This is a genomic window from Rhizohabitans arisaemae (assembly GCF_025996515.1).
In the GTDB taxonomy this organism is placed as follows: Bacteria; Actinomycetota; Actinomycetes; order Streptosporangiales; family Streptosporangiaceae; genus Rhizohabitans; species Rhizohabitans arisaemae.
Window position 1 is genome coordinate 1,311,954 of record NZ_BLRH01000060.1, and the last position, 26,165, is coordinate 1,338,118.

22 protein-coding genes are annotated in these 26,165 nt (G+C 67.8%); 9 read left to right on the plus strand and 13 right to left on the minus strand.

Annotated features, from left to right (window positions below):
- The 3 genes from RUR_RS34445 to RUR_RS34455 form a co-directional block, all read right to left on the minus strand.
- Entirely contained in the window at positions 1-861 is an 861-nt protein-coding gene (locus RUR_RS34445) for a universal stress protein (RefSeq protein WP_283139418.1), read from the minus strand.
- Positions 858-2,285 (minus strand): amino acid permease, encoded by a 1,428-nt coding sequence (locus RUR_RS34450; protein WP_283139419.1) that lies wholly within the window; start codon positions 2,283-2,285, stop codon positions 858-860. The genes RUR_RS34445 and RUR_RS34450 overlap by 4 nt, the downstream gene beginning before the upstream one ends.
- A gap of 187 nt (positions 2,286-2,472) precedes the next feature.
- Entirely contained in the window at positions 2,473-3,882 is a 1,410-nt protein-coding gene (locus tag RUR_RS34455) for an APC family permease (protein WP_283139420.1), read from the minus strand.
- Positions 3,883-4,036: 154 nt separating this feature from the next.
- On the opposite strand from RUR_RS34455, the gene RUR_RS34460 reads away from it, so the two are divergent.
- The gene (locus RUR_RS34460; protein ID WP_283139421.1) at positions 4,037-6,541 is read left to right on the plus strand and encodes a DEAD/DEAH box helicase; all 2,505 of its coding nucleotides are present in this window, start codon (positions 4,037-4,039) and stop codon (positions 6,539-6,541) included.
- Between the two features lie 6 nt (positions 6,542-6,547).
- Here RUR_RS34460 and RUR_RS34465 read toward each other — a convergent pair whose 3' ends face one another.
- Complete coding sequence (locus RUR_RS34465) at positions 6,548-6,784, minus strand: hypothetical protein (protein ID WP_283139422.1); 237 nt, start codon at positions 6,782-6,784, stop codon at positions 6,548-6,550.
- Positions 6,785-6,923: 139 nt separating this feature from the next.
- A complete protein-coding gene (locus RUR_RS34470) occupies positions 6,924-7,979 on the minus strand; it encodes an acyltransferase family protein (protein ID WP_283139423.1) in 1,056 nt (351 codons plus the stop codon).
- Between the two features lie 130 nt (positions 7,980-8,109).
- Here RUR_RS34470 and RUR_RS34475 point away from each other — a divergent pair, with 130 nt between their 5' ends.
- From RUR_RS34475 to RUR_RS34500, 6 genes are all read left to right on the plus strand, one after another.
- Complete coding sequence (locus tag RUR_RS34475) at positions 8,110-8,793, plus strand: SDR family oxidoreductase (RefSeq protein ID WP_283139424.1); 684 nt, start codon at positions 8,110-8,112, stop codon at positions 8,791-8,793.
- A gap of 257 nt (positions 8,794-9,050) precedes the next feature.
- Positions 9,051-11,441 (plus strand): sensor histidine kinase, encoded by a 2,391-nt coding sequence (locus RUR_RS34480; protein ID WP_283139425.1) that lies wholly within the window; start codon positions 9,051-9,053, stop codon positions 11,439-11,441.
- A complete protein-coding gene (locus RUR_RS34485) occupies positions 11,441-11,845 on the plus strand; it encodes a roadblock/LC7 domain-containing protein (RefSeq protein WP_283139426.1) in 405 nt (134 codons plus the stop codon). The genes RUR_RS34480 and RUR_RS34485 overlap by 1 nt, the downstream gene beginning before the upstream one ends.
- Positions 11,846-11,895: 50 nt before the next feature.
- Positions 11,896-12,201, plus strand: a complete 306-nt coding sequence (locus tag RUR_RS34490) for a DUF742 domain-containing protein (RefSeq protein ID WP_283139879.1) — start codon at positions 11,896-11,898, stop codon at positions 12,199-12,201.
- Entirely contained in the window at positions 12,182-12,757 is a 576-nt protein-coding gene (locus RUR_RS34495; protein WP_283139427.1) for a GTP-binding protein, read from the plus strand. Before RUR_RS34490 ends, RUR_RS34495 begins: the two co-directional genes overlap by 20 nt.
- A 5-nt stretch (positions 12,758-12,762) precedes the next feature.
- A complete protein-coding gene (locus RUR_RS34500; protein WP_283139428.1) occupies positions 12,763-14,181 on the plus strand; it encodes a serine/threonine protein kinase in 1,419 nt (472 codons plus the stop codon).
- A gap of 29 nt (positions 14,182-14,210) precedes the next feature.
- On the opposite strand, the gene RUR_RS34505 is transcribed toward RUR_RS34500, so the two are convergent.
- Complete coding sequence (locus RUR_RS34505; RefSeq protein ID WP_283139429.1) at positions 14,211-14,465, minus strand: hypothetical protein; 255 nt, start codon at positions 14,463-14,465, stop codon at positions 14,211-14,213.
- A 384-nt stretch (positions 14,466-14,849) separates the two neighbouring features.
- Here RUR_RS34505 and RUR_RS34510 point away from each other — a divergent pair, with 384 nt between their 5' ends.
- Positions 14,850-16,160, plus strand: a complete 1,311-nt coding sequence (locus tag RUR_RS34510) for a pyridoxal phosphate-dependent aminotransferase (RefSeq protein ID WP_283139430.1) — start codon at positions 14,850-14,852, stop codon at positions 16,158-16,160.
- Here RUR_RS34510 and RUR_RS34515 read toward each other — a convergent pair.
- Complete coding sequence (locus tag RUR_RS34515) at positions 16,153-18,423, minus strand: MMPL family transporter (RefSeq protein WP_283139431.1); 2,271 nt, start codon at positions 18,421-18,423, stop codon at positions 16,153-16,155. The genes RUR_RS34510 and RUR_RS34515 overlap by 8 nt on opposite strands.
- Before the next feature lie 638 nt (positions 18,424-19,061).
- Between RUR_RS34515 and RUR_RS34520 the strand changes: the two genes are divergently transcribed.
- Complete coding sequence (locus RUR_RS34520; RefSeq protein ID WP_283139432.1) at positions 19,062-19,673, plus strand: GNAT family N-acetyltransferase; 612 nt, start codon at positions 19,062-19,064, stop codon at positions 19,671-19,673.
- 67 nt (positions 19,674-19,740) lie between these two features.
- Here RUR_RS34520 and RUR_RS34525 read toward each other — a convergent pair whose 3' ends face one another.
- The 6 genes from RUR_RS34525 to RUR_RS34550 form a co-directional block, all read right to left on the minus strand.
- Positions 19,741-21,204 (minus strand): glutamate-cysteine ligase family protein, encoded by a 1,464-nt coding sequence (locus RUR_RS34525; protein WP_283139433.1) that lies wholly within the window; start codon positions 21,202-21,204, stop codon positions 19,741-19,743.
- A gap of 79 nt (positions 21,205-21,283) precedes the next feature.
- Positions 21,284-22,732, minus strand: coding sequence for a DUF7059 domain-containing protein (locus RUR_RS34530; RefSeq protein WP_283139434.1), 1,449 nt, complete (start codon positions 22,730-22,732; stop codon positions 21,284-21,286).
- A 371-nt stretch (positions 22,733-23,103) separates the two neighbouring features.
- The gene (locus tag RUR_RS34535) at positions 23,104-23,703 is read right to left on the minus strand and encodes a TetR/AcrR family transcriptional regulator (protein ID WP_283139435.1); all 600 of its coding nucleotides are present in this window, start codon (positions 23,701-23,703) and stop codon (positions 23,104-23,106) included.
- Between the two features lie 82 nt (positions 23,704-23,785).
- The gene (locus tag RUR_RS34540; RefSeq protein WP_283139436.1) at positions 23,786-24,091 is read right to left on the minus strand and encodes a hypothetical protein; all 306 of its coding nucleotides are present in this window, start codon (positions 24,089-24,091) and stop codon (positions 23,786-23,788) included.
- 328 nt (positions 24,092-24,419) lie between these two features.
- Positions 24,420-25,577 carry a hypothetical protein gene (locus RUR_RS34545; protein ID WP_283139437.1) on the minus strand — a complete coding sequence of 386 codons (1,158 nt, stop codon included), beginning with the start codon at positions 25,575-25,577 and terminating at the stop codon, positions 24,420-24,422.
- Positions 25,577-26,113, minus strand: coding sequence for an RNA polymerase sigma factor (locus RUR_RS34550; protein WP_283139438.1), 537 nt, complete (start codon positions 26,111-26,113; stop codon positions 25,577-25,579). Before RUR_RS34550 ends, RUR_RS34545 begins: the two co-directional genes overlap by 1 nt.
- Between the last annotated feature and the right edge of the window lie 52 nt (positions 26,114-26,165).

Below are 26,165 nucleotides of genomic sequence, written 5' to 3' on the forward strand. Positions count from 1 at the left end.
TTATCCAGACAAGATCAGGACTGGGCACGGGGCCGATCTGAGGATCTTCGACGAGACGTCTCCGATGAAGACCTTGCGGATCGGCCCGCGCCCGCTTGACGCGCAGACGAGCAACTCACCGGGAAGCCAGTCGACCGAACCGAGGGCCCTGCCCACATCGGAGCCGTGCGCCACTTCACACTCGGTCTGCTCCGAAGGGACGACCGCCCGTAGGTCGGAATCGCATCTGGCGTGCCACTCGGACATCAGTTGCGTGCGCCCGCGCCACGAGGCTCGTTCCCGGACGAGCAGGGTGAGCAGGCGAAGCCGCAGGCCGTACCGCTCGGCCGCGGCGCCGGCGAGGACGACCGCCGCATCCGATCGCGCGTCGCGCCGGTAGGCCACGGTCAGCCGCTCCAGTGATTCAGGCGCGGTACCGGCATAGCCCCGCGGGGCCAGGGCGACCGGGACGGGGGAGGCGTGCAGCAGCTGGTCGGCGGTGCTGCCCACCGAGATCCGGCGCCGCCGCCCGCGAGGTGCCGAACCGATCACCACCAGGTCGGCGCCGATCCGGCCGGCGAGCTCCACCAGCCCGCGCCCGCTGCCCCGATGCGCACCCAGCGCCTTGGCCACCGGGTGGGGGAGCCCGGCCGTACTCAGCAGTCCCGCCGCCTCGTCCACGCTCCGCTGTGCGTTCTCCCGCAGGTAGAGCTGCCATTCGGCGTCCACCCGCCCCTTGCTCGGCGTCGGCCACTGTGCCGAGTGGACGCTTGCCACGGTCACCTCGGCGCCGACGGTACGGGCCATTACGGCCGCCAGGGCGAGCGCGTCATGCCCCCTGGCGTCCGGCTCGTAGCCGACGAGGATGCGCTGAATCTTCATGGCGTCCCTCCACGCTGCGCGAGCCGGGAACGGCGGAAGCCGTACAGGAAGTAGGCGATGAGCCCGATGATCGTCCAGATGGTGAAGGTGAGCCAGGTCGCCCCGTCCAGCTTGACCATCAGATACCCGCAGAAGCCCACGCCGAGGACCGGAGTGATCGGATAGAGGGGTGTCCGGAAACTGCGCGGCAGGCCGGGCTGTCCGAACCGGAGAACGATCACCCCGATGTTGACGATCGCGAAGGCGAACAGGGTGCCGATGCTCGTCGCGTCGGCGAGCCGGCCGAGTGGCACCAGCCCCGCGAGCAGGGCGACGAAGAGGGACACGATCACGGTGTTGGCCACCGGGACCTGCCGGCGCGGGTTCACCTTCTGGAAGATCCGCGGGATCAGCCCGTCCCTGGACATGGCGAAGAGGATCCGGGTCTGGCCGTAGAGGACGACGAGCACGACACTCGCGATCGAGACGACCGCGCCGACGGAGAGGATGATCCCCGGCCAGGTCGCGTCGGTGGCCGACTGCAACACCACCGCCAGGGTGGCCTTGGAGCCGCCGATCTCCATCCACGGCACCGCGCCGACCGCGGCGAGGGCCACCCCGACGTAGATCAATGTGACGATGCCGAGGGAGAGGAGGATGGCGAGCGGCAGGTCGCGTTTGGGGTTCTTGGCCTCCTCGCCCGCGGTGGACGCGGCGTCGAAGCCGATGTAGGAGAAGAAGACCTTGGCGCCCGCGGCGCTGATACCGGCGAGTCCGAGCGGGGCGAAGGGGGCGAGGTTCCCCGAGTCGAAGGCGGTGAACGCCAGGACGCAGAAGAAAACCAGCACGGCCACCTTGACGAACACCATGACGACGTTGGCCGTGGCGCTCTCGGAGGCGCCGCGCAGCAGCAGTCCGGCCGCGAGGAAGACCACCGCCATCGCGGTGAGGTTGATCACTCCGCCCTCGCCGGGCGGGCCGGAGACGGCTTCGGGGATGGTCCATCCGACGGTGCTGCCGAGGAACTGGTTGAGATACTGCCCCCAGCCGACCGCGACCGCGGAGACCGATACCGCGTACTCCAGGAGCAGACACCAGCCGCACACCCAGGCGACGAGTTCGCCCAGGGTGGCGTAGGCGTAGGAGTAGGACGAGCCGGAGACGGGGATCGTCCCGGCGAGTTCGGCGTAGGAGAGTGCGGAGAACAGCGCGGTCAGCGCGGCGAGGACGAAGGAGACGACGATCGCGGGGCCGGCCAGGGGGGTCGCCTCGCCGAGGACGACGAAGATTCCGGTGCCGAGGGTGGCGCCGACGCTGAACAGGGTGAGCTGAACCAGGCCCATCGAGCGGCGGAGCTCGCCGCCCTCACCGTGCCCGCCTTCGGCGACGATCTGTGCTGTGGGTTTGGTACGGAAAAGCCTTTTGGTGAATGGGGCCGTCTCCACGTCTTCCCCTTCCCCCTTTTTTGGATGGCGGCAACACGTACCGGTGAACGACCGTTTTCACGGTGGGGTCATAAACCGTTGGCTTTACCATCCAGGATTGTTCTCGCCTCGTCGAGCCCCGATAAATCAGCTCGAAACGGCTAATTAGGCGGCCCGGGGTGTTTAACTCCCTTGGGGAGGATCGGTGTCAGCTTGGATCCCGGTTCGTCGCGGGCGCGCCGTACCCGCCTCTTGCCACTTTGATCCAGACATACACCGGAATCCCGAGCAGCAGCATGAGCGTGCCGCGGAAGACGGCGTCCCCGCCCGCGCCGACCACCATCCAGTAGGAGAAGACCATGGCGACGGCGGCGATCGTCATCTCCCAGGCGAACCCCCGCAGCGCGATCTCCCGCCGGCCCGTCGCCAGCCAGAAGATCCGCGCCCCCGTGGAGAAGAGGTACGGGATCACCGTGGTGAAGGTCGCCAGCAGCAGAATCGTGTCGAAGGCGTTCGTGGCGCCGTACGCCAGCACCAGCGTGAGCGAGGTCAGGACGCTCGCCACGATGACTCCCACGTAAGGGACGTTCCTCGGGTTCATCCGGGTGAACACCCGGGGGAAGAGGCCGTCCCTGGCGGCGGCCATCGGCATCTCGGCGACGAGCATGGTCCAGCCGTTGAGCGCGCCGATCCCGGAGACGACGGCGCAGGCGGCGATGACGCCACCCCAGATCCCGACGCCGAACATGTTCTCGACGGCATCGGTGAACGGCGTCTTCGAATTGATCAACTCCTCGTGCGGGACGGTGCCGAAGATCGCGATCGTGCTGAGGAGGTAGAGGACGGCGCAGGCGAGGCAGCCGTAGAACCCGGCCCTGCCGATGTCGCGCCGCGGATCCGCCACCTTCTCGGCGGCGACGGTGGCGCTCTCCAACCCGGAGTAGGCGAAGAGGACCAGCGCCGCCGCGGCCGAGACCGCCACCAGCACCGACTGCCCGGTGGCGTTGAAGGGCCCGAAATTGCCCATCCGTATCGAGAACAACCCGACGACCGTGACAAAGAGCAAGGGAGCGAACTTCAGGACCACGGTGACGACTTGAAAGCGCCCCATGTTCTTCACACCGGTCAGATTGATGAGCGCGACGAGCCAGATGCCGATCAGCCCGATGACGATCTGCCCGGTGGTCCCGGTCCACGACAGCCCGAACAGGCTCCGGCCCTCAAGGAAGTAGACGACGTAGCCGGTCCAGGCGTAGGCGATTCCCGCGTTCCCCGCCCACGAGGTGATCCAGAACGACCAGGCGGTGAGAAACCCCGGAAACTCCCCGAAAGCCTCCCTGGCGTACACATAAGGTCCGCCGGCCCGCGGGATGCGGCGCCCCAACGTGCCGAAGACCAGCGCGAGCGTGAGCGCCCCGATCGTCACCAGGCCGAACGCCACGATGCCGACGATTCCGAACTCGGCAAGCGCGGCGGGCAGCAGGAAGATGCCCGTGCCGACGATGTTGCCGGCCACGAGCGCGGTCGCCGCGGGAAGCCCGAGCCGTCCGCCCGGCGGATCGGGGGCGTCTTCCGGCCCGGCTTCATCGCGCGCCGGATCGCCCCGTGACTCCCCCATCGCGCCTCCCGTATCGCCCCCGCGATCGGCGACATCTGGGAACTCCCCGCGTCCGCGCAGGTGAAACCCTCGGTGGGCCGCATCGGGCGCCCGCCGAGCCCGGGCAAGCGCCGACGATTGCCACTCACCACGCTCCTACCGGCAAGATGGAGAGGTGAACCTCACCGATCGACTCCCCGACCTTGACGATGTCACCCCCGACACCGTGTTCGAAGCGTTCGCCACCTGGGTGGGAGAAAGAGGCATCACGCTCTACCCCGCGCAGGAAGAGGCGCTCATCGAGGTGGTGACGGGCAGCAACGTCATCCTCAACACCCCGACCGGTTCGGGGAAGAGCCTGGTGGCCACGGGCGCCCACTTCACGGCGCTGGCGCGGGACGACCGCAGCTTCTACACCGCGCCCATCAAGGCCCTGGTCTCGGAGAAGTTCTTCGACCTGTGCGCGATCTTCGGTACCGAGAACGTCGGCATGATGACGGGGGACGCCAGCGTCAACGCGGACGCCCCGATCATCTGCTGCACGGCGGAGGTGCTGGCCAACATCGCCCTGCGGGACGGCGCCCGGGCGGACGTGCAGATGGTCATCATGGATGAGTTCCACTTCTACGCGGAACCGGATCGAGGCTGGGCGTGGCAGATCCCGCTCCTGGAGTTGCCCCAGGCCCAGTTCCTCCTGATGTCGGCGACGCTGGGTGACGTGGCGCGGTTCGAAAGCGACCTCACCCGCCGGACCGGGCGGGCGACGACGGTGGTCTCCTCGGCGACCCGGCCCGTACCGCTTATGTACTCCTACCGGCTCACCCCGCTGCACGAGACCATCGAGGAGCTGGTGGGCACGGGCCAGGCCCCCGTCTACGTGGTGCACTTCACCCAGGCGGCGGCGATCGAGCGCGCCCAATCGCTGATGAGCATCAACATGTGCACCCGGGCGGAGAAGGATGCGATCGCCCACTTGATCGGCAATTTCCGGTTCACCACCCGGTTCGGGCGCAACCTCTCGCGCTTCGTCCGCCACGGCATCGGGGTCCACCACGCCGGGATGCTGCCCAAGTACCGGCGGCTGGTGGAACGGCTCGCCCAGGCCGGACTGCTCAAGGTCATCTGCGGGACCGACACCCTGGGCGTCGGGGTCAACGTCCCGATCCGTACCGTCCTGTTCACCGCGCTGAGCAAGTACGACGGCACGCGGGTACGGCGCCTGCGGGCCCGGGAGTTCCACCAGATCGCGGGACGCGCGGGCCGCGCCGGGTTCGACACCATCGGCTACGTGGTGGCCCAGGCGCCCGAGCACGTGGTGGAGAACGAGAAGGCGCTCGCCAAGGCGGGCGACGACCCGAAGAAGCGTCGCAAGGTCGTCCGCAAGAAGGCCCCCGAAGGCTTCGTGTCCTGGGACGAAGAGGCCTTCCAGCGGCTCATCGGCGCCGAGCCCGAGCCGCTGCGCTCCCGGTTCCAGGTGAGCCACGCGATGCTGCTCAGCGTCATCGGCCGCCCGGGCAACGCCTTCCAGGCGATGAAGAAGCTCCTCACCGACAACCACGAGGAGCCCGCCGCCCGGCGGCGCCACATCCGGCAGGCGATCGCGATCTACCGCTCGCTGCTCGCCGGGGAGATCGTGGAGACGTTGGCGGAGCCCGACGAGGAGGGCAGGCACGTCCGGATCACCGTGGACCTGCAGGCCGACTTCGCCTTGAACCAGCCGCTCTCCACCTTCGCGCTGGCCGCCTTCGACCTCCTCGACCGGGAATCCCCGACCTACGCGCTCGACGTCCTCTCGGTCATCGAGGCGACCCTGGACGACCCCCGCCAGATCCTCGCCTCCCAGGTGAACAAGGCCAAGGGCGAGGCGGTGGCCCAGATGAAGGCCGACGGTGTCGAGTACGAGGAGCGAATGGAGCTCCTCAGCGAAATCACCTACCCCCAGCCGTTGGAGGAGCTGCTCTCGCATGCGTACGAGGTCTACGGCCGCAGCCACCCTTGGGTCGCCGACCACCCGCTCCGCCCGAAGTCGGTCGCCCGCGACCTCTACGAGATGGCGATGACCTTCACCGACTACATCGGGTACTACGAGCTGGCCAGGACGGAGGGCATGGTTCTGCGCTACCTGTCGAGTGCGTACAAGGCCCTCCAGCAGACGGTGCCGGAGGACGTCAAGACCGACGAGCTCAAGGACCTGATCGAATGGCTCGGCGAACTCGTCCGCCAGGTCGACTCCAGCCTCCTGGACGAGTGGGAGCAGCTGCAGAACCCCGCCGACGAGGCGAAGACGCCGCTGGACGAGAAGCCGACCCCCGTCACGGCGAACACCCGCGCTTTCCGGGTGCTCGTCCGCAACGCGATGTTTCGCAGGGTCGAGCTGGCGGCGCTCGGCCGGTACGCGGAGCTGGGCGAGATGGACGAGGAGAACGGGTGGGACGCCGACCGCTGGGCGGAGGCGCTGGAGGAGTACTTCGCCGAGCACGACGACATCGGCACCGGCCCGAACGCGCGCGGACCCAAGCTTCTTCTCATCACCGAGGAGTCCGGGCTGTGGCGGGTACGCCAGGTGTTCGACGATCCGGCCGGTGACCACGACTGGGGTGTCGACGCCGAGGTCGATCTGGCCGCCTCGGACGAGGCGGGCAAGGCCGTGGTGCACGTCACCGGGGTCAACCGGATGTGAGGCGTCTCAGGATCGCTCCCACACGTCCTCACGGGAGGCGGGCTCGGACTCCGACTCGCTCATCCGCTGAGCCTCGTTGTCCTCCTCCAGGATGCCGCCGACGGCGGGCCCGCGCATCCGTTCCGCTCGCGCGGGTCCCCATGGACCCAGCAGACGGCCGATCAGGGGCCCGAACCCCATGACGAACATCGCGACCGCCATGATGATCGGCCCTAGGATCACCCAGTACCCCACAGCGTTCATAAACCATACATACCCGATACGAGACTTTTAGAGTCTTATATACGGGTATTTATATGACAAAGGCATTTTGGGGGTTTAGCGGCCGGCTCAGCCGTCAAACCCAGGCCGCCGCGGGTGGGTGCGGTGCCTGCGGCCTCGGTCAATTCCGCTTGGGCTTGGTGAGCGGGGTGAAGAACCACGGCATCTTCGGCTCGACCGCCCAGCCGAAGGCGCGTTTGGCCGGGTTTGTACAGAAGCCGATGGAGATGGCGACCCCGAGCATCCACAATGAGGCCACTCCGAGTTCGGTATGCAGCCACCGAAGGTCATACCAGCCCAAATAGTCAAACGCCTTTACCACAAAACCATGCAAAAGATAGGCATAGAGGGTCGCCGAACCGAGCGAACTGAACCAGGTGAACCCGGTGGGGACGACCGCGAGGAACGCGAAAACCAGGATCATGGCGCACAGCAGCAGCCCCATCCGCATCAGTGTGCCGACCAGGTCGCTCACGCCGAGGAAGTCGTTGCTGTGCCGCCAGTAGACCCACACGATGTTCATCCGGCGGTGGACCAACGCGGCGACCACCAGGGCGCCGAGGAGCACCGCGATGCCGAGGTACCTCGCGATCGGCCGCTTCACCAGCTCCAGGTGCTCGGGTTTGAGGAAGAGGCCCAGGACGTAGAAGGGGAGCAGTCCGAACACCCGGTTGAGCTCCAGTTCCCGGGGCAGCTCACTCGTCCCGGAGAGCAGGGCGATCACCACGGCCACCGCGACGGGCCACTTGACCTGCTGCCACACCGGGGTGGAGAGCCGCCAGGCGAACAGCGCCATAAGGAACCAGGTCAGATAATACGGATCCAGCAGGCTCACCCGGAGCGAGCCGTTTCCCGCCAGCCAATTGAAAATCGAGTACGCGAGCTCGAATATCACGAAGGGCAGGAGCAGGTTTGTGATGAGCTTACGCGCCTTACCCGACGAAAACGTAAAGCTGCGCGACAAATACCCAGTTATCACGATGAAAACGGGCATGTGGAACATGTACACCCAGAGATAGACCGCCCGCGCGGCCTCCACATCCCGAAGATCCTCGATCAGGTGACCGGAGACCACCAAGATGATCGCGAGGAATTTGGCGTTGTCGAGAAACGGATCGCGCACCTTGGCGGGGCGCGCCGGCACAGCTGCGGCGGGTGGCTCGGCTGTCTGAGTCATGGAACCCGGGGAGTCTGGGGCAGGGACGGCCATCGAGAATACTCACCGGACCTTAGCGTTACCTGAACGGATTCCATCGGCACCGGGGCCGACGACACTCCGGCCGGCAGACTGGAAAGGGCCATGCTCCATGGGCACCTATTTGATCACGGGCGCGACCAGTGGGATCGGACAGGCGGTCGCGGACCGGCTGGCCGACCGGGGCGACCGGCTCATCCTCGCCGGCCGGTCACCGCAGCGGCTCGAGGCCGCCGTGGCGCGCCTGCCGGGAAGCGCGGCGCTCATCGTCGACCTGGAGCGTCCGGCGGCCATCGCCGACTCCGTCGGAGCGGACATCGGCCCGCTGGACGGTCTCGTCCACAGCGCGGCGATCGCGATCCTCGGCACCACGGAGCAGACCGACGCCGCGACCTGGGCGCGGACCATGGCGGTCAACGTCCAGGCGCCCGCCGAGCTGACCCGGCTCCTGCTCCCCTCGCTGCGGGCCGCCCGGGGAACCGTGGTCTTCGTCAACTCCACGGCGGGGATCAACGCGAACGCGGGCTGGGCGGCGTACGCGGCGAGCAAGTTCGCACTCCGCGCCCTGGCCGACGCGCTCCGCGCCGAGGAGCGTCCGTACGGCGTTCGCGTGACGACGGTGAGCCCGAGCCGGACCGCGACGCCCATGCAGCGCGAAGTCCGGCGGCAGGAGGGCGGCGACTACACGCCCGAGGTGTACATCGACCCGGACAGCGTCGCGGCGGCCGTGGTCACCGCGCTCACCGCGACCCCGGATGCCCAAATATCGGACATAACTATCCAGAGGGCTAGATAAACCAACACATCGTGACGGGTTTCCCGAGCGGCGGCGGCGACTCCAGCACCAAACGGCTATGGATCACGACGCTAGTGTCTGATAATTTCGACATTTTCGCGACAACACAGACTGCCTCTTGAGCGAGATACCACACTTAAGGGAGTGTCTCTCGGGCGCACAACCCCCCTTCGGTGTTACCCTCTCTGCGATCTCTGGAGGTGCATTTCATGACAATGGTATGCGAGCCTCCATAAAGTGCTCCGGGACGAGGTGGTATGGCTTCTGGCAACCGGCCGATCCGGTTCAAGATCTTTGCGCTGCTCCTGGTCCCCCTCGCCTCGCTCATCGCTCTCTGGGGATTTGCGGCCAGCGTCACGCTGGGCGACGGTCTAAAGCTGCTCAATATCAGCAGACTCGACGAGCACTTCACCGAGCCCTCGACCGCTCTGAGTATCGAGCTCCAGAATGAGCGCCTGCTGACGGCCTTTTTCCTCAGCACCCCGCTCCTCCCCGACAACGAGTTGAGCGCCCAGAAGACCAGGACCAACGCCGCGCTGGCCGACCTCCGCGGCAAGGCCACCTCCCCGGACGCCCGGGCCGCGACCACCAAGCAGCTCATTCCCTTCGTCGAGCAGATGTTCTCTCAGCTGGACAAGCTCAGCGAGCTTCGGAGCAGGGTGGAGACCCGGAGTGTGAATCGCCTCCAGGCCGTGCTCGAGTACAACAAGATGCTCGACACCATCTCCCTGATGTCCGACCAGATCATCCCGAACCTCGACATATCCCTGTATCAGCAGGCACACGCGCTGGCGAAGCTCAACCGCGCCCGGGACATCATGTCCAGAGAGCACGCCCTGATCTCCGGCGCCATCATCGAAGGCCGGCTCTCCCTGCCGGAGACCGCGGTGATCGACGGCTTCACGGCGACCCGGCGGTACATCTTCGATCAGGAGATCCCCGCCCTGGAGTCCGAACTCCGCAACCCCTACGACGAGCTGATCGAGTCCCCGATCTACCGGCAGTTCTCGCAGGTCGAGAACGCGATCGGGGAGCGCGGCTCCGCCGGGCTGCCCAGGGAGCTCGGCGCCTGGCGTCTCACCGCGGACGCGGTCCTGCAGTCGATCGACCGGATCCACGTCCCCTCGGCGAAGTACCTCGCCGACCGCTCCCTCACCATCGCGATCGACATCGGCATCCGCATCGCCATCGCCGGATTCCTCGGGCTCGTCGCGGTCATCACCTCGATCTTCCTCTCCGTGCGCTTCGGCCGGCGGATCATCCTGGAGCTCGCGAGCCTGCGGGACGCCGCGCTGGAGCTCGCGGTGGTCCGGCTGCCCCGGGTCGTCGACCGCCTCAAGACGGGCGAGGACGTCAACATCGGGGTCGAGGCGCCCCCGATCTCGCTGGGCAACACCGATGAGATCCGCGACGTGGGCCGGGCCTTCACCGCGGTGCAGCGGACGGCCATCGAGGCCGCGGTCGGGCAGGCCAAGCTGCACAAGGGCGTAAGCCAGGTCTTCCTCAACCTGGCCCGGCGCAACCAGTCGCTGCTGCACCGGCAGCTCACCCAGCTCGACGGCATGCAGCGCAAGGCCAACGAGCCCGAGGTGCTCGACGACCTGTTCCGGCTCGACCACCTCACCACCCGTATGCGCCGTCACGCGGAGGGCCTGATCATCTTGTCCGGCGCCACCCCGGGACGCGGCTGGCGCAAGCCCGTACCTCTGGTCGACGTGCTCAGAGGCGCGGTGGCCGAGGTCGAGGACTACACCCGCGTCACGGTCGCCGGGGTCCCGCGGGCGTCGCTGGTCGGTCCGTCCGTCGCGGACGTCATCCACCTCGTCGCCGAGCTCGTGGAGAACGCCACGATCTTCTCGCCACCCCATACCCAGGTCACCGTCCGCGGCGAGATGGTGGGGAACGGTTTCGCGGTCGAGATCGAGGACCGCGGGCTGGGGATGAGCCACGAGGAGTTCGTCGAGATCAACAACCGGCTGGCGAACCCACCGGAGTTCGATCTGGCCGACAGCGATCGGCTGGGCCTGTTCGTCGTCGGCCGTCTCGCCGAACGGCATGCGATCAGGGTCGTGCTCCGGCCGTCGCCGTACGGCGGGACGACCTCGATCGTGTTGATCCCGCACACGCTCATCGTCAACGAGGCGGAGCTGGATCAGGGGGCACCGGAGGAGAAGATGCCCGAGCTGGAGGCGACCCCACCCATTCTCGCCTCGACCCCGCGCCCGACCCGTACGGCGCGGTCCACGCGAGCCGTACAGCTGCCGTCCATTCAGTCCGCGCAGCCCGCCCCGAACGGGGCTCCCCCGGTTCTCGCCGTGTTCACCGAGGCTTCCGCCGAACCTCAGATCAGGGAGCCGGAGGTCAGAGAGTCGGAAGCCGGCGAAACCCCGGCACCGGCCCCGGCTCCGCCCCCCACCCATGCGGGATTGCCGCGGCGGGTCCGGCAGGCCAATCTCGCCCCCCAACTGCGCCAGGATGAACGCCGGAACGGCAACGCAGGGCCTGCCGTACCGACAGATAGCGAAATATCGGGAGAATCACTAGAAGTTACGCAACGCTCTCCTGAGGAAGCCAGCGCGATGCTGACCTCCTTCCAAAAGGGGTGGCAGCGCGGACGAATCGATGCGGAACGTGAAGGGGATGTCTAATGGCGCCGTCCACGGCGAGAGGCGAGCTGAATTGGTTGCTGGACGACCTGGTCAGCCGGGTGGCCGGTGTCCGCCACACAGTCGTCCTGTCAAACGACGGGCTCGCGGTAGGGGCCTCCCAGGGGTTGAGCCGGGAGGACACCGAGCATCTGTCGGCGGTGGCCGCCGGCTTCCAGAGCCTGGCCCGTGGGGCGGGACGTCACTTCGGCGGCGGCAACGTCCGGCAGACCATCATCGAGATGGAGTCGGCGTTCCTGTTCGTGACCAACGCGGGACAGGGCAGCTGCCTCGCGGTGCTCAGCGACACCGACGCCGACGCGGGGCACATCGCCTATGAAATGGCCCTGCTGGTCAAGCGGGTGGGCCCACATCTCTCGACAAATCCGAGAGTGACCCACCCGTGAGCGAGCGATGGCTCGACGACGACGCGGGGCCAGTCGTTCGTCCGTATGCCATGATTCGAGGTCGAACCCGACCAACGGGTGAGTTCCTCGACCTCATCGCTCTGGTGACGTCGGTCCCGGGTCGGCCCCCAGCTGAACTCGGGCCCGAGCATCTGGCGATACTTTCCCTGTGCACAAGGGCGACGTCGGTCGTCGACGTCGCCGCCGAGCTGGACCTCCCGCTCGGCGTCGTACGGGTTCTTCTGGGCGACCTTCTCGAGCAGCGGCTCGTGATGGTTCGGCCACCCGCTCGTGTCGCCGAGATGCCGAGCGAGCGCATCTTGAAAGAAGTGATCAATGGACTACGCGCGCTCTGAGCCGCCCATCGCCCTCAAGATCCTGGTGGCCGGGGGCTTCGGTGTGGGCAAGACCAGCATGGTCGGCTCGATCAGCGAGATCAGGCCGCTCCGCACCGAAGAGGTCCTCAGCGACGTCGGCGTGGGAGTCGACGACACCGACGGCATCGAGGAGAAGCGAACCACCACGGTCGCCATGGACTTCGGCCGGCTCACCCTCCGGGAGGGCCTGGCGGTCTACCTCTTCGGCACCCCGGGACAGCAGCGGTTCTGGTTCATGTGGGATGAGCTCTCCCTGGGCGCGCTCGGCGCCGTCGTCCTCGCCGACACCCGGCGGCTCACCGACTGCTTCCCCTCGGTCGACTACTTCGAGCGACAGGGGACGCCGTTCATCGTGGCCGTCAACTGTTTCGACAACGCGCAACGCTACGAGCCGGGGGACGTCAGGATCGCGCTCGACCTCGACGCCGACGTCCCCGTCATGCTGTGCGACGCGCGGAAGCGGGAATCCGTGAAGCACGTACTGATCACACTGGTCGAGCACTCGATGCGGACAATGGCGACTTCTGTACGGTAGAACCCATGTCACACCCCCTGACCCCGGAAGACCCCCGCCGACTGGACCGCTTCACCCTGGTGGCCAGGCTCGGTGAAGGTGGCCAGGGGGTTGTCTACCTCGGCCTGACCCCCGAAGGGGAGCAGGTCGCCGTCAAGGTGCTCCGGGCCGACGCGAGCGGGGACGCCCGGACCCGGCTCACCCGCGAGTTCTCCGCGATCACCGACGTGGCCTCGTTCTGTACGGCGCGCGTGCTCGCCGCCTCGGTCGAGGGGCGCCGCCCGTACATCGTCAGCGAGTTCGTCGACGGCCCCTCGCTCCAGGAGCGCGTCGGGGAGCGCGGCCCGTTGCGCGGCGGCGACCTGGAACGATTGATGGTCGGTACGGCCACGGCGCTGGCCGCCATCCACTCGGCGGGAGTGATCCACCGCGACTTCAAACCGGCGAACGTGCTGCTCGGTCCGGACGGACCCCGCGTCGTCGACTTCGGCATCGCCAGGATCGCCGAGAACCCCACCATCACCTCCGGCTTGATCGGCACCCCCGCCTATCTCGCCCCCGAACAGCTCAGCGGCGTACCGGTGACCCCCGCGGCGGACATCTTCGCCTGGGCGTCGACCATGGTCTTCGCGGCGACCGGCCAGGCGGCGTTCGGCTCGGACTCGGTCGCCGCGGTCCTGGGCAGAGTCCTCCACCACCATCCCGACCTGTCGTCGATCCCGGAGCGGTTGCGCGCGCCGCTCGCCGACTGCCTCGCCAAGGACCCGCTGGCACGTCCCGACGCGCAGCAGCTCCTGATCAGGCTGGTCGGTCCGGCGTCATCGAGTACCGCATCGCAGAGCCGGCCCTTTCCCACCCCTTCCCCGGGCGGCTACTCCGCGGCCCCCACCCAGCCGGGCCGGGTCGGCCGAGGTGGCCGCGGCCGGTTGATCGGCGTGATCGCCGGAGCGGCGGCCGTCCTCCTGGTCGGCGGCGTCGCCGTCTGGCAGCTCACCTCCCCGTCGGCGGATCCGGGGGGCGAGCGTGGCACCGACGCCGCGCCCGCCACCTCCTCGCGATCCTCGGACGAGCCGACCGGTGCGGAACCGGAGGAGTCCCCCTCCGAGTCCAAGGCCGCCGACAACGGGGGCACGGTGATACCCGCCGGCTTTCACGGCACCTGGCGGGGAAACATTAAGAACACCAAGACGGCCACAAATTACGACATCACCGTAATGCTGGCCCGAGGGGAAAGGAAAGGCCGGTGGGAGGAGCCGGCCAACTCCTGCTCCGGCGACCTCGCCGTCCGGTCTGTTTCCGGCTCCACGCTGACGGTACGGCTGGAGAACATCGACGGTGCCTGTGTCCCCGGCGACATCACCCTGACCAAGAACGGCAACGCCATCGACTATGAATGGAGTGACGACCTGGGAATCTTCACCTATGTCGGCGTTCTACAGAAATAGTCCGGGAACCCAGATAATCCACCATAAATTTACCCGGCGACAGGCCGCTGATTCCTTACCGGGCTTCGCTCACCCGACTTGACGACCACGCAGGCCGCGGCGACGTATCTCCGCTCCGACTTGCCGATCCGCACCGCGTACCAGTCGAACCTGCGCTGCTCACCCCCGTTGCAGCGGTACCCCCGACCCCGCTCCACGCTGCATTCGCCCTGGAAGCAGGCCGAACGCCCATTGGGGTAGACGGTGGCGACAAGCTGCTTCTTCGGTGACTTACCGGATCTCACATTATAGTGGCCATATGTCGGGTTAACGTATAAATACTGCTTCGAAGCTGGGGTCGACGGCTTGGGAAGCGTGGCTGCGGACACCGGCGAATGGGCCGTGGCCACCGATATGACGGCCCCGAGAAGAGCCGCTGACATTACGGTCGCGAATATCTTCATGGCCACAAGTTACCGCGCCCGGCTGTCAAAACCGCTAATTCCCCGTTCGGCGGCAGGTCGGCGTCACCGTACCGACACCAAACCACAAATGCGAAAAATTTCTTCAAATCTCCATAGGACATGATTGTTAACACTAGGTAAAAGTGCTGCTTGGAGTGATAGGCGATTGTCGGCGGGCTGGGTAAGACTGGCGATCAGACATTCCCCAGGTCATGGAGATTCATGATGTCCATCGCGGTGTCCGCCACCCTGGCGGCCAACGAGGCGATCGAACGACGGCGACGGGCCGGTCTGCCCGTCCTCCCCCTGGCTTTCGGCGAGGCCGGTCTTCCGGTGCACCCGGCCCTGCGCGAGCGTCTGGCCGCGGCGGCGGGGCGCAACTCCTACGGCCCGGTGGCCGGGATCACCGAACTCCGCCAGGCCGCCGCCGGCTACTGGCAACGCCGTAACCTCCCCACCGATCCGGATTCGACGATCTGCGGACCGGGGAGCAAGCCTTTGCTCTACGCCCTCGCCCTCGCCCTCGGCGGCGACCCGGTCCTCCCCCGGCCGAGCTGGGTCAGCTACGCGGCGCAGGCCCGGCTGGCCGGCACCAGGCCCGTCTTCGTGGACACCGTGCCGGGCCAGGGGGGCGTCCCCGACCCCGAGGCGCTGGTGTCCGCGGTCACCGAGGCGCGAAGGCATGGGCGCTCGGTGCGTTTCCTGGTGGCCACCCTGCCCGACAACCCCACCGGGACGGTGGCCCGCCCCGAGACGGTGGAACGGCTCTGCGCGGCGGCCGGGAAGCTGGATCTGCTCATCGTCGCCGATGAGATCTACCGCGATTTGATCTTCGATCCCGCCACGCCGTACCTGAGCCCCGCCGAGGTCGCCCCGGAACGGACGATCATCACCACCGCGTTGAGCAAGAACCTCGCCCTGGGTGGCTGGCGAATCGGGGTCGCCCGGCTCCCCGGCACCCCCTACGGCCGGGACCTGCGGGCCCACCTGGCCGGTGTGGCGAGCGAGATCTGGTCGAGCCCGGCCGGCCCCGTCCAGCAGGTCGCGGCCTACGCGTTCGGTGAGCCGGAGGAGCTGACGAACCGTGTCCGGGAGAGCCGACGGCTCCACGCGGCGGTCGCCCGGGGGGTGGCCGAGCGGTTCGCCAAGGCGGGCGTGTCCGTCACGATGCCCGAGGCCGGCTTCTACTCCTACCCCGACTTCGAGCCTTGGCGCGAGCTCCTCAGCCGGACGTACGGCATCGGAACCGGAGCCGGACTCCGGCGCTTCCTCATGGAGGTGTTCGGGGTGGGGGTGCTCGCGGGATCCGACTTCGGCGATCACGCCGAGGCGCTCCGCCTGCGGATCGCGACGAGCATGCTGTACGGCGAGAGCGAGCGGGACCGGCTGGACGCGCTCGCCGCCCCCGACCCACTCGACCTACCGTGGATCAAAGCCTCCCTGGACCGCCTGGACCAGGTCCTGGAGATGATCTATGAGGTACGGCCGGACCCCACCGCCGGCCGTACCTCATCGGGGACGTCGTCCCTCACTTGACCCCGGCGAGCACGGCGGCGGGAGCCGGGTCCTCCTCGGCCTCCTCCTCGCCGTGGGAGAGCCGGGGCAGCCAGTGGAGCACGCGGGGGAGGTACCAGTTCCGGTCGCCGAGCAGCTGCATGGCGGCGGGGAGCAGGACGGCCCGAATGATCGTGGCGTCGATCAGGATCGCGATCGCCAATCCCACCCCGACCTGGATGAAGGTCAGGAGGGAGAGGGTGGCGAAGACGCCGAAGACCGCCACCATGATCAATGCCGCGCTGGTCACCACGCCCGCCGTGGCCTTGATCCCGTAAGTGACGGCCTCCTCGGTCCGCATCCCCCGGTCGTAGGCCTCCCGGATTCGGCTGAGGATGAAGACGTGATAGTCCATCGACAGTCCGAACAGGATGACGAAGAGGAACAGGGGGAGCCAGTTCGTGATCACTCCGGTGGAGGTGAAGCCGAGCAGGCTCTCCCCCCACCCCCACTGGAAGATCGCCACCAACGCCCCGTAGGCCGCGGCCACCGAGAGGAGGTTGAGGACCACCGCCTTGATCGCGACGACCAGCGAGCGGAACGAGACCAGCAGCAGGATGAAGGCGAGCAGCAGCACGAAGGCGAAGACCCAGGGCCGGGTCCGGTTCAGCTGATCGTTGAAGTCCATGGAACTCGCGACGCTGCCGTAGACGTAGACCTCCACCCCCGGCAAGGTGGCCGGCACCACCGTCTGGCGCAGGGTCCGCACCGCCTGTTCGGAAACGGCGTCCCCAGGACCCGCGCCCTTCAGCCCGATCGACACGATCGCGACGGTCTTGCCGGGATTGACCCGGACACCGAACGGCTCGTTCGTCTGCCCGGTCGCAAGCGCCCGCTCCTTGAAACGCTCGATGGCCTGAACCACCTCGGGGGCGGTGACGTCGGCCGCCTTGACGACGACCCTGGCGGGCTCGTTGCCGCCCGGGAACGCCTTCTCGACCCGCTTGAACGTCTCCACGATCGGGAAGTCGCCCTGGAGGTCGTTGATCCCCTGCTCCCCGGTCTTGAGCTGCAGGGCGGGGGCCGCCATGGCGACGAGGAGGCCCCCGGCGACCAGGAGGGACACCAGCGGACGGCGGAGCACCGCACTCAGCACCGCACCCCACAGGCGTCCGCCCCCGACCCGGCCGCCGAGGACCCTCTTCCACGTGATCCGCCCCCCGCTGACCACACGGAACGTGCCGTGGACGACTCTGGACTCGATCCGGTCGCCGATCAGGGACAGGATCGCGGGAAGGACCGTGACGGAGCCGAGGACCGCGGTGAGCACCACCAGGATCGCGCCCTCGGCGAGCCCGATGAAGACACCGTTGCCGGTGAGGAACATCCCGGCCAGAGCGACGATCACCGTGATGCCGGAGATGACGACCGCCCGGCCGGAGGTGGCCGCGGCGATCCGCAGCGCCCGCTCCCGGCTCCGCCCCTTGGCCCGCTCCTCACGCTCCCTGCGGATGTAGAAGAGCGAGTAGTCGACGCCGACCGCGAGGCCGATGAGCAGCATCAGGTTGCTGGTCGTGTCGGCCGCCGGAACGGCCTGACTGGCCAGCGCGAGCAGCCCCAGCGAGGCCATGAAGGCGGTCAGCGCCAGCGCCACCGGGACGACGGCCGCGAGCAGCGCCCCGAAGGCGGCGAGCAGGATCCCGAGGGTGAGCGGGATCGAGATCAACTCGGCCTTCACGAAGTCGTCGGCGAGGGCCCCGTCGATCATCTTGGCGGAGCTGGCGTCCCCGGCCTGGGCCATCCGGAGCTCGGGAAACTCCCGCTGTACGGCCGCGACGGCGTCGACAACCCGCTGGACGTGCCGGTCGGCCTGGCCTCGTTCACCCTTCATGGTGAAGAGCAGCAGCGCGGTCTTCCGGTCCGCGGTGACCGGGGCCGCCGCCTCGGTGTCGTACGGCGTGCGCAGGTCCTGGGTCAGCCCGGTGGCCGTGATCTCGCTCGCCAGCCGGTCGACCGCGGCACGGTACCGCCGGTCGTCGACGGTGAGGCCGCTGTCCCCCGCCTCGATCAGCACCGTCTCCGCGGCGGGGTTGGGAAAGCCCGCGGTGTCGAGGATCTTGGAAGCCTTGCGGGAGTCCCCGTTCTGCAGCTGGTAGTTCTTGGTCTCGGCGATGCCGACGGCGTTGCCGACGAGGGTCGCGCCGACCGTGAACGCCACCCAGAGCAGGATCGCCGCCCACCGGTGGCGCGCGCTCCAGCCACCGATCGCCGCGGCCAGGTTCCGCTTCCCTACTCTGCGTTCCACAATTGGGCTCCTCGTCGGCACCGATACAGATGCCCGAAGGGTAGAAGCACAGCGCTTTCCCATCATCGGCCCTGAACGCCAATTAACCCGTCATACGGGTGGACTATCCGCCCCAAGCCCTAGCTCCGCAGACCTACATCGCCGAAAGCCGCGGAATCCCCATCCGGCGGTTGGGTTGAATGCCGAAACGCCGTGGGATAAGACCTGGAACGTCACAGCCCTGCCGTGACGAGATCACCGCTTCCTCCAACCCCATGGGCCTCGGTCCCGTCGCCGGCGGCCATCCGAATATCGGGGATACGGCCAGTGGGGACGGCCGACCGGGAAAGCGGCCGGCAGGCCGTTCCGCTCCCGCGCATGCCCCCGTTGAATGGCCGTCTCCGGCAAATATCGGGAGGGTTCGCCGTCTGGTACGGGTGACGCGGCGACAGCCGCCAGAACACCCCATGACAAACACCGGTAAAACGCCGGAGAAACGGCCTCGCCGACCTGCTGGGCCTTCCACCTGCACAATTACGGTCGGCTACCTAAGTTCACCTGGGCGTTTCCAAGTTGTTTCATCAGGCTATGTCGCGAAAACAGTCTTCAGCCTCCATCATGTGCCAATGCCCGTTTTCGTCACACTTTCCGGGCGCACTGTGCGCCTGGAACCACTCAGTCTCGCCGCGGTCGACGATCTCACCGCGGCGGCGGGTGAAGACCGATCCACGTATCGCTTCACCCGCGTCCCCGAGGGCCGGGAAGACATGGCCGCCTACATCTCAGAGGCGTTGGCTGAGCAGGCGGAAAGCCGTACCGTCCCCTTCGCGATCAGATGGATGAAGACCGACGCGATCGTCGGCACCACCCGTTTCCTGAACCTGTGCTACTGGCAGCGGCCCCAATCCTGTGACGCGCCGGCCCGGAACCCGGTCACGGACGTCCCCGACGTCGCGGACATCGGATACACCTGGCTCGCCCCCTCCGCCCAGCGCACCGGGGTCAACCTGGAGAGCAAGTTCCTCATGCTCCTGCACGCGTTCGAGACCTGGCAGGTCCACCGGATCACCATCAAGGCGGACGTACGCAACACCCGCTCCCGGAACGCCATCGAAGCCCTCGGCGCACGCCTGGAGGGCATCCGGAGAGCGGAGACCATGGGAGCCGACGACACGGTGCGAGATACGGCGTACTACTCAATCCTGAGTAGTGAATGGCCCGAGGTGCGCGCGCTGCTCAGCGCCCGCCTCGGGCTTGTGGAAGCCGCCTGACCCACCGCCGGCCCCGTGGCCCGCCCCGGCGTCCGGGCGGGCCACCCATTCGAGCGAACCGACGAGATCAGACCGGCCACGTGTGCACCGGCGTGTTGCCGTGCATGTGCTCGATGTAGCGGAGAGTCATCTGGCGGAGCGCCTCATACCGGTCACCGCCGATCGACCGAACGGTCTCGACCTGCCACGCCGCCCCCGTTCGCCCCGTCAGGCAGCGCTGCTCGATGATGCCGAGAAGCCGATCGCGCTGCGCCCCGTCCACCCCCCACAGGTCCAGCCCCTCGTGGGCGAGGGGAAGCAACCGGCGCAGGATGAGCTCGCAGGCCGACACCTCGCCCAGCCCGGGCCAGTAGAGCTTGGCCTCCAGCCCCCGCCGCCCCGCGTTACGCAGGTTCTCCGCCGCCGCGAGGAACGACATCTGACTCCACACCGGACGTTCGGTGTAGGCCAAGGCACGGATCAGGCCGTAGTAGAAGGCCGCGTTCGCGATGATGTCGACGACCGTGGGCCCCGCGGGAAGCACCCGGTTCTCCACCCGCAGATGCGGCTGACCGCCGGACGCCGAGTAGACCGGCCGGTTCCACCGGTAGATCGTGCCGTTGTGCAGCGACAGCTCGGCCAGGTCCGGGACGTCGCCGCGGGCGAGCACCTCATGCGGATCCTCGTCCTCGCAGAGCGGCAGCAGCGCCGGGAAGTAGCGGAAGTTCTCCTCGAACAGATCGAAGACCGAGGTGATCCACCGTTCGCCGAACCAGACCCGAGGCCGTACACCCTGGGTCTTCAACTCCTCGGGACGGGTGTCGGTGGCCTGCTCGAAGAGGTTGAGCCTGGTCTCCCGCCACAGCTCCTTGCCGAAGAGGTACGGCGAATTCGCGGCCACCGCCACCTGCGGACCCGCGATGACCTGGGCCGCGTTCCAGTGGTTGGCGAACGTGGCCGGGCTCACCTGAAGGTGGAGCTGGACGCTCGTGCACGCCGCCTCGGGGGTGATGCTGTCCGCGTAGGTGTTCAGCCGCTCCACTCCGGTGATCTTTAAATGGAGATCCTCCCCGCGCGCCGCGAAGATCTGTTCATTGAGGAGTTTGTATCTCGGGTTGGCCGACAGGGTCCCCTCGTTGACGTCGCTCTCGCGCAGCGTGGGCAGGATCCCCACGAGCATCATGTGGCTGCCCACCGTCTGGGCGCGCGCATCGGCGTGGTTCAGCCGTGCCCGGACGGTCTGCTCCAGCCGGAGGAACCCGTCCCCGGAGAGCCGCTGCGGCTCGATGTTGATCTCGACGTTGAACCGTCCGAGCTCGGTCGCCCAGTCGGGGGCGGCGATCGCCTCCAGGACCTGGGCGTTCTTCATCGTCGGCTCACCCGCGTCGTCGACGAGGTTGAGCTCGATCTCCAGCCCGGCGAGCGGGCGGTCGAAGTCGAACCGGGAGTCCCGGAGCATCAAGGCGAAGGCGTCCAGACAGCGACGCACCTTGTCGCGAAAACGCCGCCGGTCATCGTGGCTGAACACGATCGCCGGTACATCACGGCCCATGCACACCTCCGTGGGATAGAACGGGCTAGCACGCCATATTTCGAGCGTCGCACGCCGCATACCCGATGACCAGCTTGATCTACTCGATGATGAAGAACCCCTCCGCGACCAGCGACCGGATCACCTCGGGAGCGCGGGCCGTCAGCTCCCCCGGATCCTCCTCGGTGAGCTCCGCGATCGCCTCCAGCAACGGCCGCAGCGGAAGCGTCCCGTCACAGACCCCGGCGAGCGAGGCCTCGACCGTGCCCACCTGCACCGAGCGCATCAGGTGACGGGTCTGCCGGAGTGTGATCCGCTCCGGATCCTCGGCGCCCGGCTGCCCCGAGCGCTCCTCGACCACGCCTTCGGCCGTACGCGGACGGGCGGCGAGCAGCTCCTCGTCACCGATCCGATGCGCCGTCCCCATAGCCGTCAGCACGTCGTCGACGTACCCGCCGACCGGCAGTTCGACGCGTTGCCGGAGCTCCTCCACCCGGACCACCGGATCGAGCGAACCGGCCGCGTGCAACGTGATCCACCCGAATCCGACCCCGGTCACGTCCAGCTCGTCGAACCAGGCGAGCCATTCGTCGTACCGCCGCCGGTACTCCGGCGTCCCCTGATCGCAGGAATCCCGGAGCCAGAGCTCGACGTACTCGGCGGGATCCTGGACGTCGCGCTGGACGACCCAGCCGTCGCAGCCCCCCTCCGCGAGCCACCCGCCCACCCGATCCCGCCAGTCGGCGCCGCGCACATGGAGCCAGTTGGCGAGCAGGTGGCATCGGCCGCCGGGGTTGAGACGGTCCGGCGCACGCAGGACGATCTCGCGGCTCAGCCCGTCCCCCGGCAGGCCCGCCTCCCGGTAGGTCAACCGGGCCGACGGCGAGATCACGAACGGCGGATTGGTGACGATCAGATCGAAGCGGCGGTCCGCCACCGGCTCGAACAGTGAGCCCTGGAGCGCCTCGACCCCCTCGACCCCGGAGAGGGCCCAGCTCATCCGGGCCAGCTCCAGCGCCCTGGGGTTGACGTCCGAGGCGGTGACCGAACCGGCCCGCCCCGCCAGGTGCAGCACCTGAACGCCGCATCCGGTGCCCAGGTCGAACGCGGACTCCACCTTGTCCCGGGTGACCAGCTGGGCGAGGTTGGCCGAGGCCCCGCCCGCACCGACCACATGGTCGGGACGGAGCGGCGGATCGCCCGGCCGGACCTTGAGATCGGAGACGACGTAGCCCAGGTCGTCCCACGGCTGGATGTGTACGGCGGCGCGGACCCGTTCCCCGTCGCGATCGACCAGCCCGCAGGCCGCGAGCTCGTCGACGGGCAGCACCCGGCGGGCCCGGTCGGACGGCACGGGCACCTGAAGCCAGAAGAGCCTGATCAGGGTGGCCAGGGCGTCGCCGTCGCCCGTGGCGCGCAGCGCGGGCACGATCTCCTCGCGGGAGAGCGCCCGCGCGGCCGTGTCGCCCAGACGGCCGCGTACGCCGTCGATCGTGTAGTCCGCGCCGGCGAACACCTCGCGCAGCCGGACCGGAAGGTCGGAGTTCACCTTCCCAGTATCGACCGCTCACGGGTGACTTCTCTGTCGGACCCGGTGCGACCCGGCTGTCAACCCGTCGAGTCAGTGCCCGGAGCTGTGCTGCAAGCGACCCGCAACCGCCTTGAAAGCGTGCGTAAAGGTGCCAGTCATATTAAAGAGGTGCACAACGGAATCACGTAAAGGTCAGTCGACACTGAGCCGAAGCGAGGTGGCGAGGCGCAGGGTCGAACCAAGTGGTGGGGTGACCGATTCCGCTGGGCACACGTGATGAGGTGCCGCGCGCGCAACGCGACGTGGGCACGGCACCTCATCACGGCGCCTGATCGGCCACGTTCGCTGGGGTGGCGAACCGGGGGGTTTCGTGGTGGACGTGGCCCGGTCTAGGCGCTCTGATCTTGACGGAGACTGTGCCACGCGGCTTCGCTGAGCGCCGCGACATCCTCCTCGCTCGGCTCGCGAACCCCCGCGAACCACAGGCGGCAGGTCTCCTGCGCGGCGCCGAGCCAGAGGACGTAGCACATCAGCGTCCCGACCTGCCGGATGCTTCCCCGCTCGGTCTGCGGATCCCACCATGAGGCGACCTCGGTGAAAAACGCCTTCCGCAACGCCGCCACCTCGGGTCCGCCGGGTTCCGCGCGGCGGGGTGGCCGCTCGGTGAGCAGCAGCCGGGCCCGTTCGGGATGACGGCCACACCAGGCCATATGAAACGCGACGATCCCGGTGATACCGTCCCGGGCCTCGGTGTGCCGGAACAGCTCTTGGAGGAACGCCTCCTGGTATATGCGCTGCGTCTCGGCGTAGAGGACGCCGAATACATGATCTTTGCTGGCGAAATGGTGGTAGAAGCTGCCGACGCTGACGCCGCTCTCCTCCCGGAGGCTCGCCAGGGTCGTCGCGGAGACACCGTCCTGGCTGAAGCGGCGAAGTGCGCCCTCCAGAATTCGGAGTCTGCCGTCGCGGGGATTCTTCACGGCCGTCACAGCGACCAATCCTGCTTCAAGTGCACTTTTACCGCAAATTCTGGAAATATGCCGCATTTCAAAGTCTGGGGTAAATTTTGACTTAAGGGCTATTGCCGGATAGATCCTTTACGTCGGCGATCACGTGACCTCGGCCGCAGGAGGACTCCGACTCCTCCGCCGACGGCTCCATAAGCTCACAAAGACGGCGGATTAGCCCAAGAATCTCCTGGTCCGGAGGGAGCGACAGCGTGATGAGCCGATGGGAGCCGCTCTCCTCACCCTGGCGCCGGACTTCCTGGCGCCGGACGATCCCCAACTCCAGACAGACCTTGCTCCGGAATTCAGCCAACTCCCGGCCGAGGGCGTTCCGCTCCGCGATCAACGATCGCAGCTCACTGTCACTCATCTGCGAAAGCGTACAAGCAACCAGTCCCCGATTTCGGGGGATTCTCCGACGGGCACCCGTACGGCTTCCGCCGCTCTATCCGCCGCACGGCAAGGCAGGCCGACCCACAGTACGACACCTGCCCGCACCGGTCGGCTCAGCCGACACCTCGGCGGCCGCCTTGCGCCCGCACCGTGGCTCATCACCGGCCCAAGCCAACTTGCCCTCAACCGGCTGTCCGGTAACCGGTCCGCCCCCGGCGGACACCTCCCCCACCCGCGCAGGCGGCCGTCCGACCAGACCGCGTCGGCCGGGCGGACCACTGAATCCGCCCAGCCGTATCCGCCCGTCAGATGCGGCAGGGGCTCACCTTTCGGGTCGCGCACTTGGGGAGTTCATCGGTCCAGCCCACACGCTTCACCAGGAACCCGATGGAGCCGATCTCCTTCGGCTTCCCCTTCGTGGTTTCCACCCCTACGAACAGCGGGTGACCTGTGGCCCGATTGATCAGCATCCGGTAGACCAGCGTATGCTTCGCGGTCTCCCGCTTCCATTCGAAGGACAGGCCGACCCGTCCCATCGCATCCTTGACCTCGTCGGTCAACCGCATATTCGGCAGCGCGGCCAGCATGCGGAGCGCCGCCGCGCGGGTTCCGGGGGTGGCCGGGACTTCCCTCAGCAGATGCACCCCCGCCCACCACAGCAGCTCGTCGCTGGAGTACCACGGTGGGCTTGAACCGGCGGCCTGCTCCGCCCAGTGCGCCATGAAGTACGACTTCAACCGTGCCGGATCTTTTGGCAGCCCGCGCGCCTTCTCGAAACGCACCGTGGTCTCGCCGAACATCCTCCCGGCGTACCGGCTGCCGCTGTGTGGCGTTTCGTTCTTGAGGTTGTTCTCAGGGGCGCAACCGCCTGCCTCCCCCGTGTCCGTCGTTCCGCAGAGTTTGGGAGAGCCTGCCCGCTCCCAAGCCGCCTTGTCCCCATCGGTCAAGGGCCGAACCTCAGGCAGCCTACTCCCCTGAGTGACAACGCCGACGGACCCCCGCCAGTCGGTGTGGCCGCCCGAGTCCTCCTCGACCTGGTAGCGCTCCTGTTCATCTCCTAGCCACCCCCGGGAGAAGCTCTCATACTCCTCACGCCAGACCCTGCGCACCGTCTCCCGCCGGGAGGCCACACGACGTACCACCTCCTTCAGCACCTCGGCACCCGGCCTGGCCGGTGTGGCCGTCTCGCTCCCCCAAGACCAAGCCTCTCCCGGCTGACCGGCAACGGGTGCGCTCTGCCGCCCGGAAGCCGAATTCTCCACCAGCCCGGAGACGGCGACAACCGTCACCACGATCAACGCCACGGTCACGACTCCCGCGACCACGGCGCCTCCCCACTTCAAGGGAGCACGACGCCGTGTCCCCTTGGAGCGCAGTACCCGGGCCCTTACCCGGCGCACCTCACCGGGGTTGGGCGGGGGGACATCCGGCATCATCTCGTCGATCACTGTGAACTCGCTCATCAGATCTCCACCCCCAGAGCGTCGCGTAGTTTGGCCCTGGCCCGGCTGAGCCGGGAGGCCACGGTTCCGCCTGCGACCCCGAGTACCTCCGCGACCTGGAGGTAGCTGAGCCCGGCGTAGGCGATGAGCAGGACCACGTCGCGTTCCCCGCGCGACAGCCGTGCCAGCGCCCCTGCGAGCCGGCCGACTGTGATCCCCGCCGCCACCCGATCGACGACCCGCTGGTCGTGACCGCGCTCGACGTCGGGCTGCGCGGCCCGGGCGAGCGCCCGATAACGCCGTACCTCCGCCCGCCGATGGCGGCCGATCAGCTTGGTGGCGATGCCGTACAGCCAGGGCCGGACCTCTCCCCGGCCGGGGTCGAACCGGTGGCGCCGCCGGTAGGCGATGAGGAAGGTTTCCGCGGCGAGGTCCTCGGCGATGTCGAGGTCGAGCCGTCGCCCGATGTAGCGGCGGATCTCCGCGTAGTGCGAGTCGAAGACCGCGCCGAACCGCTCCGGATCGGTGAGTGCGGACTCGTCTGGAACAACAATCATGGGTACGGGTCTCCCTGCCGGAAGAACATGACACCCCTGATTGCCCGCTGCG

Coding starts and splice junctions, on each gene's coding strand:
- RUR_RS34445 (WP_283139418.1), bottom strand. CDS start 861: ATGAAGATTCAGCGCATCCTCGTCGGCTACGAGCCGGACGCCAGGGGG.
- RUR_RS34455 (WP_283139420.1), bottom strand. CDS start 3,882: ATGGGGGAGTCACGGGGCGATCCGGCGCGCGATGAAGCCGGGCCGGAA.
- RUR_RS34465 (WP_283139422.1), bottom strand. CDS start 6,784: ATGAACGCTGTGGGGTACTGGGTGATCCTAGGGCCGATCATCATGGCG.
- RUR_RS34470 (WP_283139423.1), bottom strand. CDS start 7,979: ATGACTCAGACAGCCGAGCCACCCGCCGCAGCTGTGCCGGCGCGCCCC.
- RUR_RS34475 (WP_283139424.1), top strand. CDS start 8,110: ATGGGCACCTATTTGATCACGGGCGCGACCAGTGGGATCGGACAGGCG.
- RUR_RS34480 (WP_283139425.1), top strand. CDS start 9,051: ATGGCTTCTGGCAACCGGCCGATCCGGTTCAAGATCTTTGCGCTGCTC.
- RUR_RS34485 (WP_283139426.1), top strand. CDS start 11,441: ATGGCGCCGTCCACGGCGAGAGGCGAGCTGAATTGGTTGCTGGACGAC.
- RUR_RS34490 (WP_283139879.1), top strand. CDS start 11,896: ATGATTCGAGGTCGAACCCGACCAACGGGTGAGTTCCTCGACCTCATC.
- RUR_RS34495 (WP_283139427.1), top strand. CDS start 12,182: ATGGACTACGCGCGCTCTGAGCCGCCCATCGCCCTCAAGATCCTGGTG.
- RUR_RS34500 (WP_283139428.1), top strand. CDS start 12,763: ATGTCACACCCCCTGACCCCGGAAGACCCCCGCCGACTGGACCGCTTC.
- RUR_RS34510 (WP_283139430.1), top strand. CDS start 14,850: ATGTCCATCGCGGTGTCCGCCACCCTGGCGGCCAACGAGGCGATCGAA.
- RUR_RS34525 (WP_283139433.1), bottom strand. CDS start 21,204: ATGGGCCGTGATGTACCGGCGATCGTGTTCAGCCACGATGACCGGCGG.
- RUR_RS34540 (WP_283139436.1), bottom strand. CDS start 24,091: ATGAGTGACAGTGAGCTGCGATCGTTGATCGCGGAGCGGAACGCCCTC.
- RUR_RS34545 (WP_283139437.1), bottom strand. CDS start 25,577: ATGAGCGAGTTCACAGTGATCGACGAGATGATGCCGGATGTCCCCCCG.
- RUR_RS34550 (WP_283139438.1), bottom strand. CDS start 26,113: ATGATTGTTGTTCCAGACGAGTCCGCACTCACCGATCCGGAGCGGTTC.